Below are 15,592 nucleotides of genomic sequence, written 5' to 3'. Positions count from 1 at the left end.
ATTAAACTATATTCGAGTTAAACTTTTTACGATATCCCTAAAGCTATTTAGTGCACCTTCTAAATCATCAACAATTTCTTGCGCTAAAATATCAGGTTCAGGAAGACTGTTTAAATCAATTACATTATCATCCTTTAACCATGTTATATCGAAGTTGCTTTTTTCTCTTGAAATAATATCTTCATAATTATAACTTCTCCATCTGCCTGTAATATTATCTATTTCATTCCAAACATCGTTGGATTTATTTCTATCAGCTAAGTGATAAGAATTTATAAAATCCTTTAAATGTTCATATTGTAATTGATGCTTTTTTAGAGTGTGATGCACATTTGTCCTGTAGTCATAAAACCAAATTTCCTTTGTATTCGGTTTTTTTCTAATCTTTTTTTTCTCTAAAAATAAAACGTTTACTTTTACACCGTTTGCATAGAATATCCCTGTGGGCAATCTAAGTATGGTGTGAAGATTTGTTTCCTCAAGTAATTTTTTTCTTATTACTTCACCTGCCCCTCCCTCGAATAAAATATTGTCAGGTAGTACTATAGCGGCTCTGCCATTTTCTTCGAGCATAGAAATAATGTGTTGTACGAAACATAACTGCTTATTACTTGTTGTTGCCCAAAAATCCTTCCTAAGTATAAAACCTTCCTGTTTTGCTAATTTTTCATCGTTAGTTATAGTATAAGTACTGCTTTTTCCAAAAGGTGGATTTGCTAGTACAATTTTCACTTTTATCTTTGGCTCCTCTAACAAACTATCAATAACATTTATTTCCGGTGTTTCTTTTAAATCTCCAATACCATGCAGAAACAAGTTCATTAAACATAACCTCGCTGTTGATGGAACTATGTCCCAACCTTGAAAAGTTTTAAACTGCAAAAAGTCTTTTTTCACCTTATTCTCTCTCAGGTCCTTTTGAAAAGTTTTATTTAAATACTCAATTGAACCAAGAAAAAAACCGCCTGTACCACATGTTGGATCCGAAATGGTTTCAAGTGGCATAGGCTCAATACATTCTACGACTGCTTTTATTATTGACCTAGGTGTAAAATATTGACCCGCGCCGCTATTTTCAGCACTTTTCTGTAACAAATTTTCATAAATATCCCCTTTTATATCAACAGATTCTGACACCCAATCATCTTCGTTTAATAACTCAATAAGTTTTTTTAATTTGTAGGGATCATGAATTTTATTTTGAGCGCCATTAAATATTTTACTCAACATCTTCCCAGAATTTGATAACTTATTCAAGGCCGTCATATAATCCAAAGTCAACCCTTCTAATTCATGCGCTAACAAAAATTCCCAATTACAATCATGAGGAATATTATAATCTCTATTAAAAGGTGGTTTAGAATACTCATCAGCCATCTTTAAAAAGAGTAGATATGTAATTTGTTCTAAGTAATCACTGTAACCTACTCCATCGTCTCTCAAGGTATCACAAAATGACCAAATTTTTGCAACTAAATTATTTGTATTCATATTAGTGTTATTGCATTACTAAGTTTATATTCTCCAACCATGGGTAGTTATTTTTATCTTTAGACTTCTCCTTAATAAAACATTTCACAACCATTGTATAGGGTTCATTTTTTCTGGTTAGTGCTACTAATTGAATGAAACATTCACTTATTTTTGTATTTATTTGAACAGGTGTCGGGTTATGGAACTTGATATAGTTATTGGTTATGTCAACTATAGTTTCACATTTTTGCCACACCTTATTTCTGCTTCTTTGAATTGGTGTATGATCCAATCCATAAAACTTTATTGACAAAACCGCTTTCCTGTTATTTATTAAATTATCATTCAGCCCATAAGTTGGGTATACGTCTCCATTACTGTCAAAGGAAATTAAGGTAACATCATTAGGGTTAACAGGATCTATTAAAAGCGGGCTCTCATTGTTACATAAAAAATCTTGGGGTTGCGAAATAAAAGCATCCAGTAAAGGAAAAAAATTGCCTTTTCCAAATACCTCCTGACCGTTTTCAAATCTATCTTTTCTAAGTTTATTGACTAAACTTCCTGCAAGTCTGAAATTTTTCCAAAAATAAGAAAGCCACCAATATCCGTCTCCTCTAATAATAACTCCGTCTTCATTTTTTGATTGAGCTTTTGGTCTATAATGTTCGATTTCCCATTCTGATGAGTTTTCAGGAGCTTCTGAATACCAGCACTTGTGTCCAGAAAGTTCAGATAATGTTGAATAAAGATTTCTCCAATAATTATTTGTTCTCCAATAAGTACTTCGTTGTTGAGGGCTTAACGCTTCTATATTCTGCAAATGTTGGTTGGCATCATTTACCCAATTTTGAAAACTTGTATTTGGATTTAGCCTATTGAATGTTTCCTCTAACTCTGATATATCAATGTATCTCATGTTAATTATTTGAATTCATACTTTTTAGTATACCCTCAACTACCTTTTTGCTTTCTTCCTCTAAGAATTTCTTTTCCTCCTCTGAAAAATCAACTTGTTGAATTATTTCATATTTTGACATTTCAGATAAATACAATTTAAACCACTTATCTTCTACCTCCTCATAAAACCCAAATTCTTCTAATTCAGCTTTCTTTATCTGATATTCTTTATGCTCTTCCTCTGTTATATCATTCCGCATTAATTTTCCTTGCAAATACCGTTTTCTATTAAGCTTTATTTGAGTCTCCTTGTCTAGTATAGACGGCAACCCAAATAGTTCACTAGTTAGTATGCCTGCAACTCCCATTCCTTTCGGACTTTTAATTGGCTTCTCTACTATAATGTTTCCGTTTTCTGGATTTCTTTTGAAAATTCTTATTTGTTCTTTCTCTAATCCACCAATTACAAGAGGATCATGAGTATTTATAATTATTTGAGTTGTATCGTCTTCTTTACCAGTTTCAAAATCTTTTTTATAAATATTTTTGATGAGTTCAAGGTAATCCCATTTCCACAGAGGATTTAAATGAGTATCCGGCTCATCTAATAGAACCAAAGTTTCCTTATCCTTTGTAAATTTCAATAGTCCTAAAACAGTTAATAATTGTTGCTCACCTTCACTCAGCTCCTTAAATGTGATTTCATTATCTACATTTGATTTTTTAACCTTGACTTTAACCTCATCAATTAAATCAGAAATATATGTGCTTTCTAAAGCTTTAAACAATTCCGTATTTGTATGATAGAATTTATTTAATTCCCTAAGATGTTCTTTATCAGGTATATATAGATATAAATATTCCTTTTCCTTTCCAGCCGAGTCTCGAAAACTCTCTTTAAAATTCTCTACAACATCTATCGGACATAATGAAATTTCCCAGAGTTTTTCTAGAAATTCTCTCACTAATCCTTCTGCCCCCCACATAAAACTTTCTTTAAAATTCGATTTCTTTTGCCATTCGGGTCGTTGAAATTTAAATAGAATTGATTCTAGGTCTTCGATATTTAAGTACTTTGATAAAAAATCATTAGTTCCATCTTCTTCAAAAGTGTAAAATGCTAATAATACAAAATATGAATGCACTAATTGTACATAAAACATCCTTCTTAAATCCTCTACGTCATCTTTTGTAACACCTTTTGTTTTAGCTTTATTATAAAAATTCCTTTGATTTTCGTCAAAATGATTTTTTAGTTTATTGCTTATACCTGAATAATATGTAAAAACATATTTAGGCAAATAAATATCTTTATTTTTAAAAAACTGCTTTAAAGATTGTTTTTCTTTATCTACTTCAATCTCATATGCTTTCCTTTTTGTTTCTAATTCCGTGTAACATTTAACTTCAATAAATCGTTCTCTGCATTTATATTTTATCACGTAGTTAAACTCTGTATATAATCTTTTCGTTTCAGTACTTAAATCCAAAAATTTGAAAATTAATACCAAAGCCTCTAGAAAATTAGATTTACCTGTTGCATTTTGACCTAATAAGACCGTATTTAACTCATTTTCATCCAAGTCAATATTAAAGTCTATTAGATTTTTAAAATTTTCGATATGCACACTATCTATTCTCATAATTTTGACACTAGAACTTCAGTTTCATGTTTTTCCTGTTTAATTTTATTTTGAATTTTTTTGAGTTCAGAATAAAATTGTTCAATATTATCAATATACATAGAATCTTGCCACAATTTTTTAACAGTTATTGGCTCACTATTTTTTTCCAATACTTCTAATAGTGATAAAGTTGATTTTTCCATCTTTTTTAATTTTGGCAGATTTCGGGATATTTCAGACTTACTAACTTGATAGCCGGATTTTGCTGATTCGATTTTATTTAATAACTCATCTACTGAACTATCTGTATCATACTGTTTTGTCAAGTTTCCATTGAATGCATCAAACAGAATTTTAGATTTTAAAAGTTCAGTTTTAGCTAGGTTGACCTTCAGTTCATCTTGGAGTTTGTCAACCTCGGCAAAGTTGTGTTCAACATGCATTATTATTTTTTGCTGTTCTTCTAACGAAACTACGGGAATTTTAAGTTCTGATACTTTGGAACCATTAAAATTTGGTTGTCCAATGCCAGTAACTCCATCATTAATTTGTGTCCAGAATAAATTAGATTGAAAAAAAAAACTGAGATACTCTGGTAAAATTTTTTGTATGTCACATCTAATTCTTATTAGATATGAAGCATATAAAGATTTTGGAGGATTTTTAACTAAAACTGTTTTACCTACTGTATTTCCAGACCTAGCAAATAAAATATCATTTTCTAAAATTTGATATTTTTTTAAATCTTCAATATTAGCATCACAATAGGGTACCTTTTCCCAATCTATTTTCCCGTTTTGAATATCTGTAATACGTAAGTAAAAAATGCTGTTGTTATCCTTTGCACCTGTGTATGACTTTGCTGTAAATCCATAATCTACAGAGAGTGTTAAACTAGATAATGATTTATCAACAGCACCATGTTTTTTGTAATAATTATCTAACAATTTACTTTTGATATGCTTTGTTTTTCTCTCAGAAATTTTGAATTGTGCTATGTTTTTATCAATCTCACTAAATAATTCTTCAATCTTATCGACAATCCTATTTTGCTCCTCTACTGGTGCCAATGGAAAGGGAAAATCATTTAACACTTTTTGACTAATATTTGGTTGTGCACTTCCTTCTCGTTTGCTTAGCAAAGCATTGTTTGAAGACATCAAATAGTAATACACATATTTTGAATTGATTAGAAAAGTAGTAATTGATGCTATTGCCTGGTTCGTTGCTGCATCAATTCCTAAAAAAGCCATCCTACCAACAGTGTTACCGTAAAGAGCAATTAGAAGCGACCCTTTAGGAAAAAGCTTTGCACTTGAAGATCTTAATGCTTCCTTAGAAATATACTCCTCAGCTTTTAAAATAACATCATATTTTAGCTCTCCAGATTTCACCCACGGAATATCCCCCTTAAAATAATTAAAATTTTTTCTGTCAGGTGTTCCGCCACTACTAGTAACACAAATGCGCCCGATAGTGACCCATCTCCATTCAACTGGTATCTTATTTAAGTAATTATCCACAGCTAGCTAATGTAATCTTTAAATAATGAAATAAAAAGACATAAAATGTAAATCCTTAGATAGTAAATCATTAGTTTTTCAACAATTTTGAGTGAGAAAATAATAGAAATATAATGATAAATTCTAAAATATTTGAGACTTGTAAAGCCCATCGATAAATTCCTTTTTAATTGAACCTTTGGTATTTATGGTTTCTAAGAATTTGTTATCCAACCATTGTGCCCCTAATTCACTTAACTGCACATCCGCTTGCTGTCTTAAAGAATCCCATGGATTTGTTTTCTTACCACCAACAATGTATCTCATGTTAGTTCTAAAAAAAGCCTCATATTTTAAATCGTCAATCAAATTACTCATCATTGGACAATCACCCATCTTACCATCAATAAAAACTGGGTCTTTTATCCGAATATACACCCCATAATGTTCTTTCCATTTCACATGACTTATATCCTCTTCTGATGCCATATCTCTTAGATCGTTATGCTTAATTGCAGTTGCTTTTCCAAAAATTGCATATTCTCTGTTAGATAACATTGTTGCTAAATAGATAATATCGCCATCATTATATTTTCTAGGTCTCCCTTTTCTTCCCGAAAATGTTACAGCAAAATGGCAGTGACTACCCTCTACCATATCTTGAGTTGTGAATTCTTTATTTGCTCTAGAGTCTGACCTGCCAAAGAATTTGATAAAATATTTTTGATTTATGTTTTGCTTTCTGAAAGGAGAAGTTCCATAGTCTGGTAAATCCTCTGTTGGTTTATAAATTGGCTTTTCTTTTTTTATCTTATCTTCCCATATTTCGATTGTTTCTAGATTTAGGTTTTCAATATTAACGTTAAATAATCCTTCAAAATAAATTATTGCTTGATTTACTATTTTCTGGTCAAACGTCTTAATACCAAGTTCATAATTATTAAAAAATCCACCACCTGTGAAATTTGCCGATGAAATGATAGCACATCGATTATCAAAAGCGTACAATTTGCTATGCAATCCTTTAATACCCCGAACCTTGAACCCTTTCATTACAAGTCGCTTCAATGCAGATATGCTTGAAGCTCTAGACCTAAAATCGTTTAAATTATACCTAGTTATGACCTCAACTTCGGCATCACAGTAATTATCAATCAAATGGGTTACCATTACATTTGTAATGAATGGAGAAATTATACGAATTTTTTGAGCATTTTTTATCTGCTCTTTAAAATGTAGTAGCCAATCTTTACTTATTAATGAGAGCATTTTAACTATTTGAATTGTAAAAAGATAAGTATTTAATTATTTAAAGAAAATTTATAGTTTAAAATAATAATGTTCTCCATTTATGCTTTAAACTATAATATATATGGCAAATCTTCATGTTTTTATTTGCTTGCACACCATATTTTTTAAAAACCTGAATAATAGTTAATGGCCTATTAAATCATTTAATATCTTCCAATGCCTTTTTATTTGATTTTTCACCTTATTGTTTGGCATTTTGTTTACTGCTAAATGAGCATAAGAAATATAATTTCCCCAATTGTAACTTTCTGTTTTAGTCCATTTAGGTGGGATACCTTTATCCGGAATATACAACCTTCTTCTCTTGGCGCCTTTGTAGGAAAATTTTTTATACAAACGTGTTGTGAAAATTTGACCTATTGACTTTGAAGACTTTAGTACTCCTGAATAATATTGACTTCTGTTGTATGCCCTCTTCATTTTTCTATAAAACGAAGAAAGGCTAGATGATTTCAAATATGTGTTAAATCCATTAAAAGCAAAGCCCAAATATTCTAAATTTCTATTCGGAATTAATTTTGAATCGATGACTTGATAACATTTGAATTTATCATTTACTTTATTAAATTCAAAAATTTGAGTTTTGTCATGCTGAACTTCCAACTTTCGCTCCAAGATTTTTTCATCAAATAATTTAATAATATCCATAGTATACTTCTCATCGCACACCACAATCATGTCATCAGAATACCTTCTATAAATACCGCTAAAAGAAGATATAATATCGTTAACATTTTTATCAAAATCTAGCATATAGATATTTGCGAGGACAGCACTAATTGGAGAACCTTGAGGAATTCCTTTTGTTCTTGATGGGAATTTTAAATTTCCGTTCCCAATAATCAAATTTTTAGACCTTATTCTTTCAATATCTTTTAAGTCGCAATATGCAATTGCTCTTTGCTTTCTTAAATGATGAATTCTCTTTATCTCTCTTTTCTTCCTTATTTTACTTTCAGTTTCAGTAATAATTTCTTTTTGAAATTCATTAAATATTTCATTTTCATTCACGTAAGAAAATCTAGTTATATTTTTGAACACATTGTATTCATCGTCAGATAATGTGGTTGTTTGTGTTTCTTTAACCTGATACCAAGCTTTTTTTAAAAGTTTGTGATCCAAATTATCGAAGAAACCTTTAACATCAAATGTTATGGCAATCAACCTCTCTTTCTCACTTGCCAAGATATAATTAAATACTTCTGATGCGAAATCTGCACTTGATTTATGAGAAGATTCTTCTTGATCTAGATTAATCTTTATTCTTCTGTATGCAGTTACAATATCTTGCAATCCAGCTACAGCTATTTTTTTCTCATACTGTTCATTTAATAGTTTTGAATAGTAACTATAAATACAAGAATCTAGATGATTAGCATAATAAAGCTCTCTAGGTTTACTGCTTGCTGTTCTTAACTTGGACTTTTTTCCTGTAACTGGATCAATTGTTTTCCTAAATTTTCTAGTTATAGATGATCTGTGAATGAATGGATAAAACGCGTGGTTCTTTATTGACTTCAGATTTTTAACATATCGCTCAACCCATAGCCTATCAATTGTAGACAAGGGTAAGCCAATGTGCGGATATCTCTTTAATTTAAACCAATCTTTTTCCATACATAATTAAAGTGCAGGAACTAATAGTGACACGGGCTTGCTTTACTTAATGGGTTGTTACATGCTATACACGATGCTTTCACACCGCCCTTTCACGTCGGGAAATTATTTGCTTATCTTTACACTTCAGTAAAATGAAATACAGATTACTTATCAGCCTACTGGGCATTCTCCTAGAAGGATATTATCCAGAAATAGCTTTGATGTTAGAAATTTCGCACCCTTGAAGTCGTATATCACTTCAAGCTAATCTTAAAAAACGTATCAACCAGCTCCATCAGTTCACTGCACTTTATGCTAATATACAAGAAATTTATATTCAATCACAAAATGTAAATAAATAGAACATTTTAAAAGTTGAATTATATACATATCCACTATAATGACCAATAATTAAAAATAATAAGAGATTATCTATTATTTACGAATATTAACTACTTTTAAAAAAAATATATGTAAAAAAGAAAGCTTAAGAGTTATATTATAGATTTTGCATTTAGCAAACATCCCTGTATCTAAAAGGTCGAAAATTTAAGGTACTACAAGGAAGGTTAGTTAAGTGCTCAGGTAAAGCCTGGGCATTGAACTGCTTTGTAGTACAGGTATTCGACCACCTTAGATACGAGTAGAACTTTGTTCGGGCTTCTTTTATCTGAACCAAATCGAAAATCAAATGAAAAAATTAAACACTCTTATTCTAATCTGTTTGTTGTTTATCTCCTGCTCTCAAAACCCATGGAAAGGGAGAAAAGTGTATGTTCTAAATTGTAAGCTTCAAGGATATATCGCATCTTTGCAAGAAATAGAACTCAGCTTCATATCTGAAACTCATTTGGAAGCAAAGGAAACGCTAAATTCGACCCTAGGAGAATTTAGAACTTACAAAACAAACCCTCCTATTGGAACTCAATCAAAAATATTCAAATATAGCTATGAAGGAAGTGGTGACAATGAAATACTATCAATAGATGATTTAAAACTAAATCTTAATTTCACTAAGAATGGAAACGGAGAGTTAAAATCTAATTTAGACGAAACACTTTATAATACTTCCATAGTAGAGATAATAAATACAGAAGAAGCATTAGAACGGATTAGACAAGCAAGTCCGTCTCCATCATTGGCACCAATGTACATGAAGATGTTAAAGGCAAATAATAAAAACAAAATTAATTTAAGGGAAAGCAAGTCAGTAGCCGAAAAAAAGGTTGAGGATGAGGAAGAAGTTCCCGAGGGGTTTGAGTGCAAACAATAAAAGCAAAAAGCCTCTTAAATCAAGAGGCTAATAGTTAAAATTAATATTACACTGATATTTACAATGGTCTGATAGATGATTCATACACCTTTAATCTTTTATCTAACTCATTTTTTATAGTAACAAACTAATATTTAAAGCTTTACAAGAAAAATGCTTCTTTATACCACTGTAATTACATATTGTTTTACACAGATAAATGTGGTTACTTTCCCATTCAAAAAGTTAACAATATTGAGTAGCAGGTATTTACAAGTATCAGTTTTAATTAAAGCATTTTTTTGACGAAATTATTGTGTAGCGTAAAAACCAAACATCATAATTTTTGAAGTCAACTCTTCATTAAGGGCTGAAATTTTTACTAATACAGGATTATTCATCAAAGATCTTAATCTCGCTTTTATATTAGTTATTTGGTTGGGGTATTTATTGAAAGCTCCTTTCTTTTTACTTATATCAATCATTTCAAGTATCATATTCATTCCTCCGAGTGCTTTGATACCTTCTAATTGTAGCTGTTTGTAAAACATCCCTTTCTTATCAAATACTTTTTCATCGAAAAATTTCGGCTCATTGCTTTTATCAATCGATAGATAATTATCAACCCAGCTATTAACTAACTTCTCATAATTATCGAATATAGTATGTACAGTTACATCATTAATTGATAGAAATCTTTGAAGGGTGTTAGTTTTACAAAATCTATATTCATAACGCAAAACGTTGTTATCCTTTAAGATTTGGTCTATATTTTGACTTCTTTTTATTTGCAATTGTTTGATTTTATTATAAAAAAGAATTTTTCTATAACTATTACTGTAAGTTAGCGCGTTTGTATGCCTGAATCTCTCAGTTCTTTTGAAAGAGCTAAGAATTGAAAAATACTCCTCCACAGGTTTTTTAGTTAAAATATTTCCTGCAATATCAAGCCTTAATACCTTTGCATCCATTATATCTATCATTAGATCAATCCCTAATCTAAGAAGTCCATTAAATAGTTCATCTTTATAAGCTGTTTCCAGGGTATTTCCTTTAACATATCTAGTTAAACTACCTGTTATAAATAATCCTGTTAATCCTAAAGTGATATAAAAATTTTCATAATTACATATTAAGGTTGTTCTTCCAAATTCATTAGTGAAGTATCTTTTCCGAATAATTTTACTTTGAAGAAATGAGTAGTAATTTTCAGGAAGTTGATTAAGTTCTATTTTGATTCTTATTGTATCTATCATTATAAGTTTATATTATATTTTAATTGTTTATATCTATTGGTTGGCTAATCTCTTCTATGTATTCATTCAGCGAACCATTAATCATTAGTTGAAGATAATTAAGTACATGCCCCTTGTTGTTTGCGGAAACATAAATCTCAAAAATGTTTTCATTGGTAATTCTAAATAAAATAGCGTCTTTCACGTTTTCATATTTTACCACTCCAAACGGGAGTATACTATCGAATGATTGTAAGGATACAATGAGGTATTTATGGAATTTAGCTTTAAGTTTAATCTCAAAGGCTACATAATTGTTCATATCAGCTATGGGACCAATTTTAGTAAGCTCAAGAAATTCAGAACTTGCAAATATTTCATTTAAAATCATATTATTACCTCTTTTGAAAAGAGGTAATATTTTATAATTTTCACTATTATCAATTTCTTGAATTTCGAATTTATAATATGCGTCTAATCCTTCCATTTTTTTCCTTTTTGAGATGAAATATTATTTACATAATCAATAGCTTGCTGATTAATATCATCGGTGGAACTTACGGGGTTGGCTAGCAGAAAATTATCAACATCTGGTTTTCGAAAGAAAATAAGCTTTCCATTGGGACAGCTAAAAGGTAGTCGTTTTGCACTTGTTAATTTATATGCAAACGATTTTGAAAACCCTGTATAGCGACAGAATTCATCGATATTAAGAATTTGTTTTTGATTAAGAAGTAGTGCTTCTATCCGTTCAAGAGTATTACTGTGTGTGTTATCCATTTTTTTTGTTTTTAAGAATTTGAATTAGATTTAGGCCTTAAATCGTGTTCCAAAAGTCTTAAAAAACAAAGAGGTGTGAAAGAGCAAAACCTACACTTAGTGCAGCTAATGGTGTAGGTGTTATTTATATAACATACTATTAAACAATAAGTTAATATTGCTTTTTTCCTTATTTTTATTTAGATTTTGCTTATATCGAGTTCTACTACTTTTCATACTTTCAACTGTTACAGCTTGAGGAAAGCCGCTTTTTTCACCTAAACGAAAAAATTGATAAATAAAGCTGTTTTGCATCCTCTTATCTTTTGGTATCAAATAAGAAACTAGTTCTATTATAGACTGCTTGTTTATTTCATGACTATATGCTATGTCAATCCAGTAAATTATATCCGTGTTAGTTAGGTTTTTTTGTAGAATAATACGCTTAAAAGTGATATAAGATGTATCTTTTCCAATAAACCTAAATTCTAAAAGTTTCTTATGAAGTTCTGAAATTTGTTTATCATTTAAACTTATAATATTAAATGAAACTGGTTTAATTATTTTAGTTTTAAGTGATTTTTTAAAGTTCAAACTTTTTTCCTGATTTAAATGGCTATTTAAATCAGGATATAGTTTAATTGCATAATCTTCTAAGATTTCGTAAACATTTATATAATACAATTGAATAGCCAATAGAAATTCATCTTTGTCTAACCTTTTTTTATCATCAAAACGATAGATGAGATCTTGAGAAAACTGTTTGTCACTATCATATAATTCAAGCGCCTTATTGAAGTTTTTTATTAGATAATACTGTCTATCAAAGGACTGCTTTAAAAATTGGAAATATCCAACATTTTCATTCTTAATATTTAAATCTATTTCTTTCTTCCATAAGTGATCTTTCTTCCACTTTACAAAAAGCGTAAGTAGCCTTCTTAAGGCTAATGGTGGTTTATTGATAAAATCGTTTATTTCATTATCAAAATTATATACAAAGTTTGATTGATATTTAAATTCAATTTCCTCATACCTTGCTCTCGAAGAATTATATAACAAATCAATTTTATCAATAATAACCGTTTCCATATTTAACCATAAATTCTTGGTATCAAATCTACAGTTTCATTCTTCTTTGGATTAATAATTTTCGCATAAATTTGCGTTGTTTTTAGATTTTGATGTCCTAATAAACTTGATACAGTATAAATATCCCCTCCTGAGGTCAGCAACAAAGTCGCATATGTGTGCCTCGCACAATGAAAAGTGATTTTTTTCTTTATATCTGCATCCTTCCAAACCCATTCTGCAAGTTTATGATTATTCCATGCACTATATTTTAATCCTTTAAAAACTCTACCTAACTGATTTTGGTCGTTTACTAACATTTCATAAGCTTCATCAGAAATTGGATGATATTGTATTCCTTTGGTTTTTTTCTGCTTAAAATGTATCTTCCATTGATTTTCTGCTTCTGAATAAATTACTTCCTTCCAGTCTAATTTATTTATATCAGACCATCTTAATCCAGTGATACAGCTAAATAAAAACGCTGTTTTAAGCATTGGCACATCACATGGTGTTTTTACTAGTTTCTTTAATTCTTCATGAAGTAGGTACTCTCTAGGATTTTCTTCCTGTTGGATACCTTTAATTCTTGAACCTGGATTGTCTGTTATTATCCTATCATTATATGCTTGCGTTAGTGCTGCCTTAACTTTATTTAAATAAGAGAGTGCTGAATTATTTGAAAGTCTGGTATTGCTTTTAGTTAACTTTGCTTCTAACAAGAATCGTTTAAAGCCTTTCAAAAAATCATCATCACAATCACTGAATTTCACATCGTTACCATTAGCAAAATTTAGAAGGTGCTTATAAGCACTTTTCCAATTACCATAATTTCCTTCAGATTCTCTTCTCTCTCTACCTAATTTATTAAAGTACTCTAAAAAGCTACCTTGAGATTTAAAACCTGTATGAACGTTATAGCTTGTACTTTGAATTTCAAGCTGTCTCTTCGCAAGAATTGACTCCGCAAGTTTTTTTGTTTCAGCGTTATGATTCTTCTCATTGAGATTGGTGGGTTTCGAATACAAGAATAAATCTTTTAATTTATACTGTTTGCTTTTCCCTTCTTGATAGATTTTAAGCGCTAGGCTGACTTTGTTGTTTTGTAGTTTCTTTTGTACAATTTTGATACTCATTTCTGTATGTTTTTATGAATTGTAAAGGTAAGTTAGGTTAACATTACAAATGAAAATTACACCGTAAAACATTAGTCATCAACATCTTGCCTAAATTTAATCAGAAACTAAATGAAAACAAATGAAAATAGCGGCTATTTGAAGTGTTGTTACGTTTTTGAAACTTTTTTTGAGAGTTCTAAAAACGTAACAAAAATTATCAAGCAAATAGGCTTAAAAGAATTAAAAAGAAAGCTAGAGTATGCATTTGAACGCAATAGGCAATGATTCGTATATCAAATGCAAATTACCTACTTCCCAATACAAAACTTCGTAAAAATATTCTCCAATAAATCATCGGTAGTAACCTCGCCAGTAATCTCACCTAAATAATGGAGTGCCTGTTTAATATCCATCGCTAAAAAATCTGAAGTAACAGGGTTGTCTATATTATTCAGCACATTGGCTAAAGCATTTTCAGTTTGCTTCAACGCTTCTAAATGGCGAATATTCGTAACCAAAGTTTCGCTGGTATTAATGCTATGCAAGTTTACCTTAGCTAAAAGTGCAGTTTTCAACTCCTCTACCCCAACATTTTCTTTAGCCGACAGAAACAATACTTCTTTTTTAGCAAACTCCGCCTTTTGTTCATCGGTAAACAAATCAGCTTTGTTAACTATCGCTAAATATGGGATGTCTATTTTCTTCAAATCTGTCAATTGTTCATCTAGCTCATCTGGCGTTTGCAAAGCATCAACCATGTATAAAATCAGCTTGGCTTGTTTCATGCGTTCTAAAGTGCGCTCCACTCCTTTCGCCTCAATAATATCGGCAGTATCACGAATACCAGCCGTATCTATAAATCTAAAAATAATGCCGTTAATGTTCAGTTCATCTTCTATGGTATCTCTTGTTGTACCAGCAATATCAGAAACAATGGCTCTATCTTCATTTAACAAAGCATTTAACAAGGTAGATTTGCCTACATTAGGTTTACCTGCAATTACAATTGGCACGCCATTCTTCAACACATTACCCATCTCGAAAGAGGATATGAGACGTGAGATGTGAGTTATGAGACGTAAGATTAAAGCTTTTAATTGATCTCGATTGGCAAATTCTACATCTTCCTCCGCAAAATCTAACTCCAATTCTATCATCGATGCAAAATGGATCAGTTGCTCGCGTAAACCTTTCAACTCGTTACTAAAACCACCCCTCATTTGCTGCAAAGCTACATCGTGCGAGGCTTTACTGTCTGATGCAATTAAATCGGCCACCGCTTCTGCCTGACTTAAATCTAAACCGCCGTTTAAAAATGCCCGCAAGGTAAATTCGCCTGGTTTTGCAGGTCGAGCTCCTTTTTTAATTAGCAAGTTTAAAATTTGCTGGATGATGTAATTAGAACCATGGCACGAAATTTCTACCACGTTTTCTTTGGTGTACGATTTTGGCGCAACATACAATCCCGCAACTACTTCATCAATCAAAATGTCACCGTCTTTTACCAAACCAAAATGCAATGTATGCGAAGCTTGTTGTGTTAAATCTTTGCCAGCAAAAACTTCATTAGTTAAGGTAATGGCATCGGGGCCTGATAAACGAATTACGCCTATAGCACCGCTGCCTGGTGGAGTTGATAAAGCAATAATGGTATCTTGATTGTACATGCCACAAAAATACAGTTTTCAGTTGGCAGTTTTAAACTCAGGCCTAGATTTATCCATACAACAACGTTAACAATATTTTT

General features: G+C 30.7%; 13 protein-coding genes. 1 reads left to right on the top strand and 12 read right to left on the bottom strand.

Features of this window, described 5'->3' with window-relative positions:
* Positions 1 to 6 precede the first annotated feature (6 nt).
* The 6 genes from FA045_RS09225 to FA045_RS09200 all read right to left on the bottom strand — a co-directional run bounded on the left by FA045_RS09225 (position 7) and on the right by FA045_RS09200 (position 8,428).
* On the bottom strand, positions 7 to 1,491 hold the full coding sequence (locus FA045_RS09225) for a type I restriction-modification system subunit M (RefSeq protein WP_136876764.1): 1,485 nt from the start codon (positions 1,489 to 1,491) through the stop codon (positions 7 to 9).
* A gap of 7 nt (positions 1,492 to 1,498) precedes the next feature.
* On the bottom strand, positions 1,499 to 2,392 hold the full coding sequence (locus FA045_RS09220; RefSeq protein ID WP_136876762.1) for a hypothetical protein: 894 nt from the start codon (positions 2,390 to 2,392) through the stop codon (positions 1,499 to 1,501).
* 1 nt (position 2,393) lies between these two features.
* Complete coding sequence (locus FA045_RS09215) at positions 2,394 to 4,016, bottom strand: AAA family ATPase (protein WP_136876760.1); 1,623 nt, start codon at positions 4,014 to 4,016, stop codon at positions 2,394 to 2,396.
* Entirely contained in the window at positions 4,013 to 5,521 is a 1,509-nt protein-coding gene (locus FA045_RS09210; protein WP_136876758.1) for a restriction endonuclease subunit S, read from the bottom strand. The genes FA045_RS09215 and FA045_RS09210 overlap by 4 nt, the downstream gene beginning before the upstream one ends.
* A gap of 123 nt (positions 5,522 to 5,644) precedes the next feature.
* On the bottom strand, positions 5,645 to 6,769 hold the full coding sequence (locus FA045_RS09205; RefSeq protein ID WP_136876756.1) for a phospholipase D family protein: 1,125 nt from the start codon (positions 6,767 to 6,769) through the stop codon (positions 5,645 to 5,647).
* A gap of 165 nt (positions 6,770 to 6,934) precedes the next feature.
* The gene (locus FA045_RS09200; RefSeq protein WP_136876754.1) at positions 6,935 to 8,428 is read right to left on the bottom strand and encodes a reverse transcriptase domain-containing protein; all 1,494 of its coding nucleotides are present in this window, start codon (positions 8,426 to 8,428) and stop codon (positions 6,935 to 6,937) included.
* A gap of 673 nt (positions 8,429 to 9,101) precedes the next feature.
* On the opposite strand from FA045_RS09200, the gene FA045_RS09195 reads away from it, so the two are divergent.
* Positions 9,102 to 9,683: a hypothetical protein gene (locus tag FA045_RS09195; protein ID WP_136876752.1), complete on the top strand. Its 582-nt coding sequence runs from the start codon at positions 9,102 to 9,104 to the stop codon at positions 9,681 to 9,683.
* A 290-nt stretch (positions 9,684 to 9,973) separates the two neighbouring features.
* Here FA045_RS09195 and FA045_RS09190 read toward each other — a convergent pair whose 3' ends face one another.
* The 6 genes from FA045_RS09190 to mnmE form a co-directional block, all read right to left on the bottom strand.
* Positions 9,974 to 10,918 carry a phage/plasmid replication domain-containing protein gene (locus FA045_RS09190; RefSeq protein WP_136876750.1) on the bottom strand — a complete coding sequence of 315 codons (945 nt, stop codon included), beginning with the start codon at positions 10,916 to 10,918 and terminating at the stop codon, positions 9,974 to 9,976.
* Positions 10,919 to 10,937: 19 nt separating this feature from the next.
* On the bottom strand, positions 10,938 to 11,384 hold the full coding sequence (locus FA045_RS09185) for a hypothetical protein (RefSeq protein WP_136876748.1): 447 nt from the start codon (positions 11,382 to 11,384) through the stop codon (positions 10,938 to 10,940).
* On the bottom strand, positions 11,372 to 11,677 hold the full coding sequence (locus tag FA045_RS09180; protein WP_136876746.1) for a helix-turn-helix transcriptional regulator: 306 nt from the start codon (positions 11,675 to 11,677) through the stop codon (positions 11,372 to 11,374). The genes FA045_RS09185 and FA045_RS09180 overlap by 13 nt, the downstream gene beginning before the upstream one ends.
* Before the next feature lie 120 nt (positions 11,678 to 11,797).
* Positions 11,798 to 12,748, bottom strand: coding sequence for a hypothetical protein (locus tag FA045_RS09175; protein ID WP_136876744.1), 951 nt, complete (start codon positions 12,746 to 12,748; stop codon positions 11,798 to 11,800).
* Between the two features lie 2 nt (positions 12,749 to 12,750).
* Positions 12,751 to 13,863 carry a site-specific integrase gene (locus FA045_RS09170; RefSeq protein WP_136876742.1) on the bottom strand — a complete coding sequence of 371 codons (1,113 nt, stop codon included), beginning with the start codon at positions 13,861 to 13,863 and terminating at the stop codon, positions 12,751 to 12,753.
* A 290-nt stretch (positions 13,864 to 14,153) separates the two neighbouring features.
* Complete coding sequence (gene mnmE, locus FA045_RS09165; RefSeq protein ID WP_136876740.1) at positions 14,154 to 15,512, bottom strand: tRNA uridine-5-carboxymethylaminomethyl(34) synthesis GTPase MnmE; 1,359 nt, start codon at positions 15,510 to 15,512, stop codon at positions 14,154 to 14,156.
* Positions 15,513 to 15,592: the final 80 nt, after the last annotated feature.

This window comes from Pedobacter cryotolerans (assembly GCF_005116475.1).
In the GTDB taxonomy this organism is placed as follows: Bacteria; Bacteroidota; Bacteroidia; order Sphingobacteriales; family Sphingobacteriaceae; genus Pedobacter; species Pedobacter cryotolerans.
This window is presented reverse-complemented; position numbering and strand designations above follow the sequence as displayed.

Bases quoted from the DNA above. Each gene is read 5' to 3' on its own strand.
- FA045_RS09225 (WP_136876764.1), bottom strand. From the start codon at position 1,491: ATGAATACAAATAATTTAGTTGCAAAAATTTGGTCATTTTGTGATACC.
- FA045_RS09220 (WP_136876762.1), bottom strand. From the start codon at position 2,392: ATGAGATACATTGATATATCAGAGTTAGAGGAAACATTCAATAGGCTA.
- FA045_RS09215 (WP_136876760.1), bottom strand. From the start codon at position 4,016: ATGAGAATAGATAGTGTGCATATCGAAAATTTTAAAAATCTAATAGAC.
- FA045_RS09205 (WP_136876756.1), bottom strand. From the start codon at position 6,769: ATGCTCTCATTAATAAGTAAAGATTGGCTACTACATTTTAAAGAGCAG.
- FA045_RS09200 (WP_136876754.1), bottom strand. From the start codon at position 8,428: ATGGAAAAAGATTGGTTTAAATTAAAGAGATATCCGCACATTGGCTTA.
- FA045_RS09195 (WP_136876752.1), top strand. From the start codon at position 9,102: ATGAAAAAATTAAACACTCTTATTCTAATCTGTTTGTTGTTTATCTCC.
- FA045_RS09190 (WP_136876750.1), bottom strand. From the start codon at position 10,918: ATGATAGATACAATAAGAATCAAAATAGAACTTAATCAACTTCCTGAA.
- FA045_RS09185 (WP_136876748.1), bottom strand. From the start codon at position 11,384: ATGGAAGGATTAGACGCATATTATAAATTCGAAATTCAAGAAATTGAT.
- FA045_RS09180 (WP_136876746.1), bottom strand. From the start codon at position 11,677: ATGGATAACACACACAGTAATACTCTTGAACGGATAGAAGCACTACTT.
- FA045_RS09175 (WP_136876744.1), bottom strand. From the start codon at position 12,748: ATGGAAACGGTTATTATTGATAAAATTGATTTGTTATATAATTCTTCG.
- FA045_RS09170 (WP_136876742.1), bottom strand. From the start codon at position 13,863: ATGAGTATCAAAATTGTACAAAAGAAACTACAAAACAACAAAGTCAGC.
- mnmE (WP_136876740.1), bottom strand. From the start codon at position 15,512: ATGTACAATCAAGATACCATTATTGCTTTATCAACTCCACCAGGCAGC.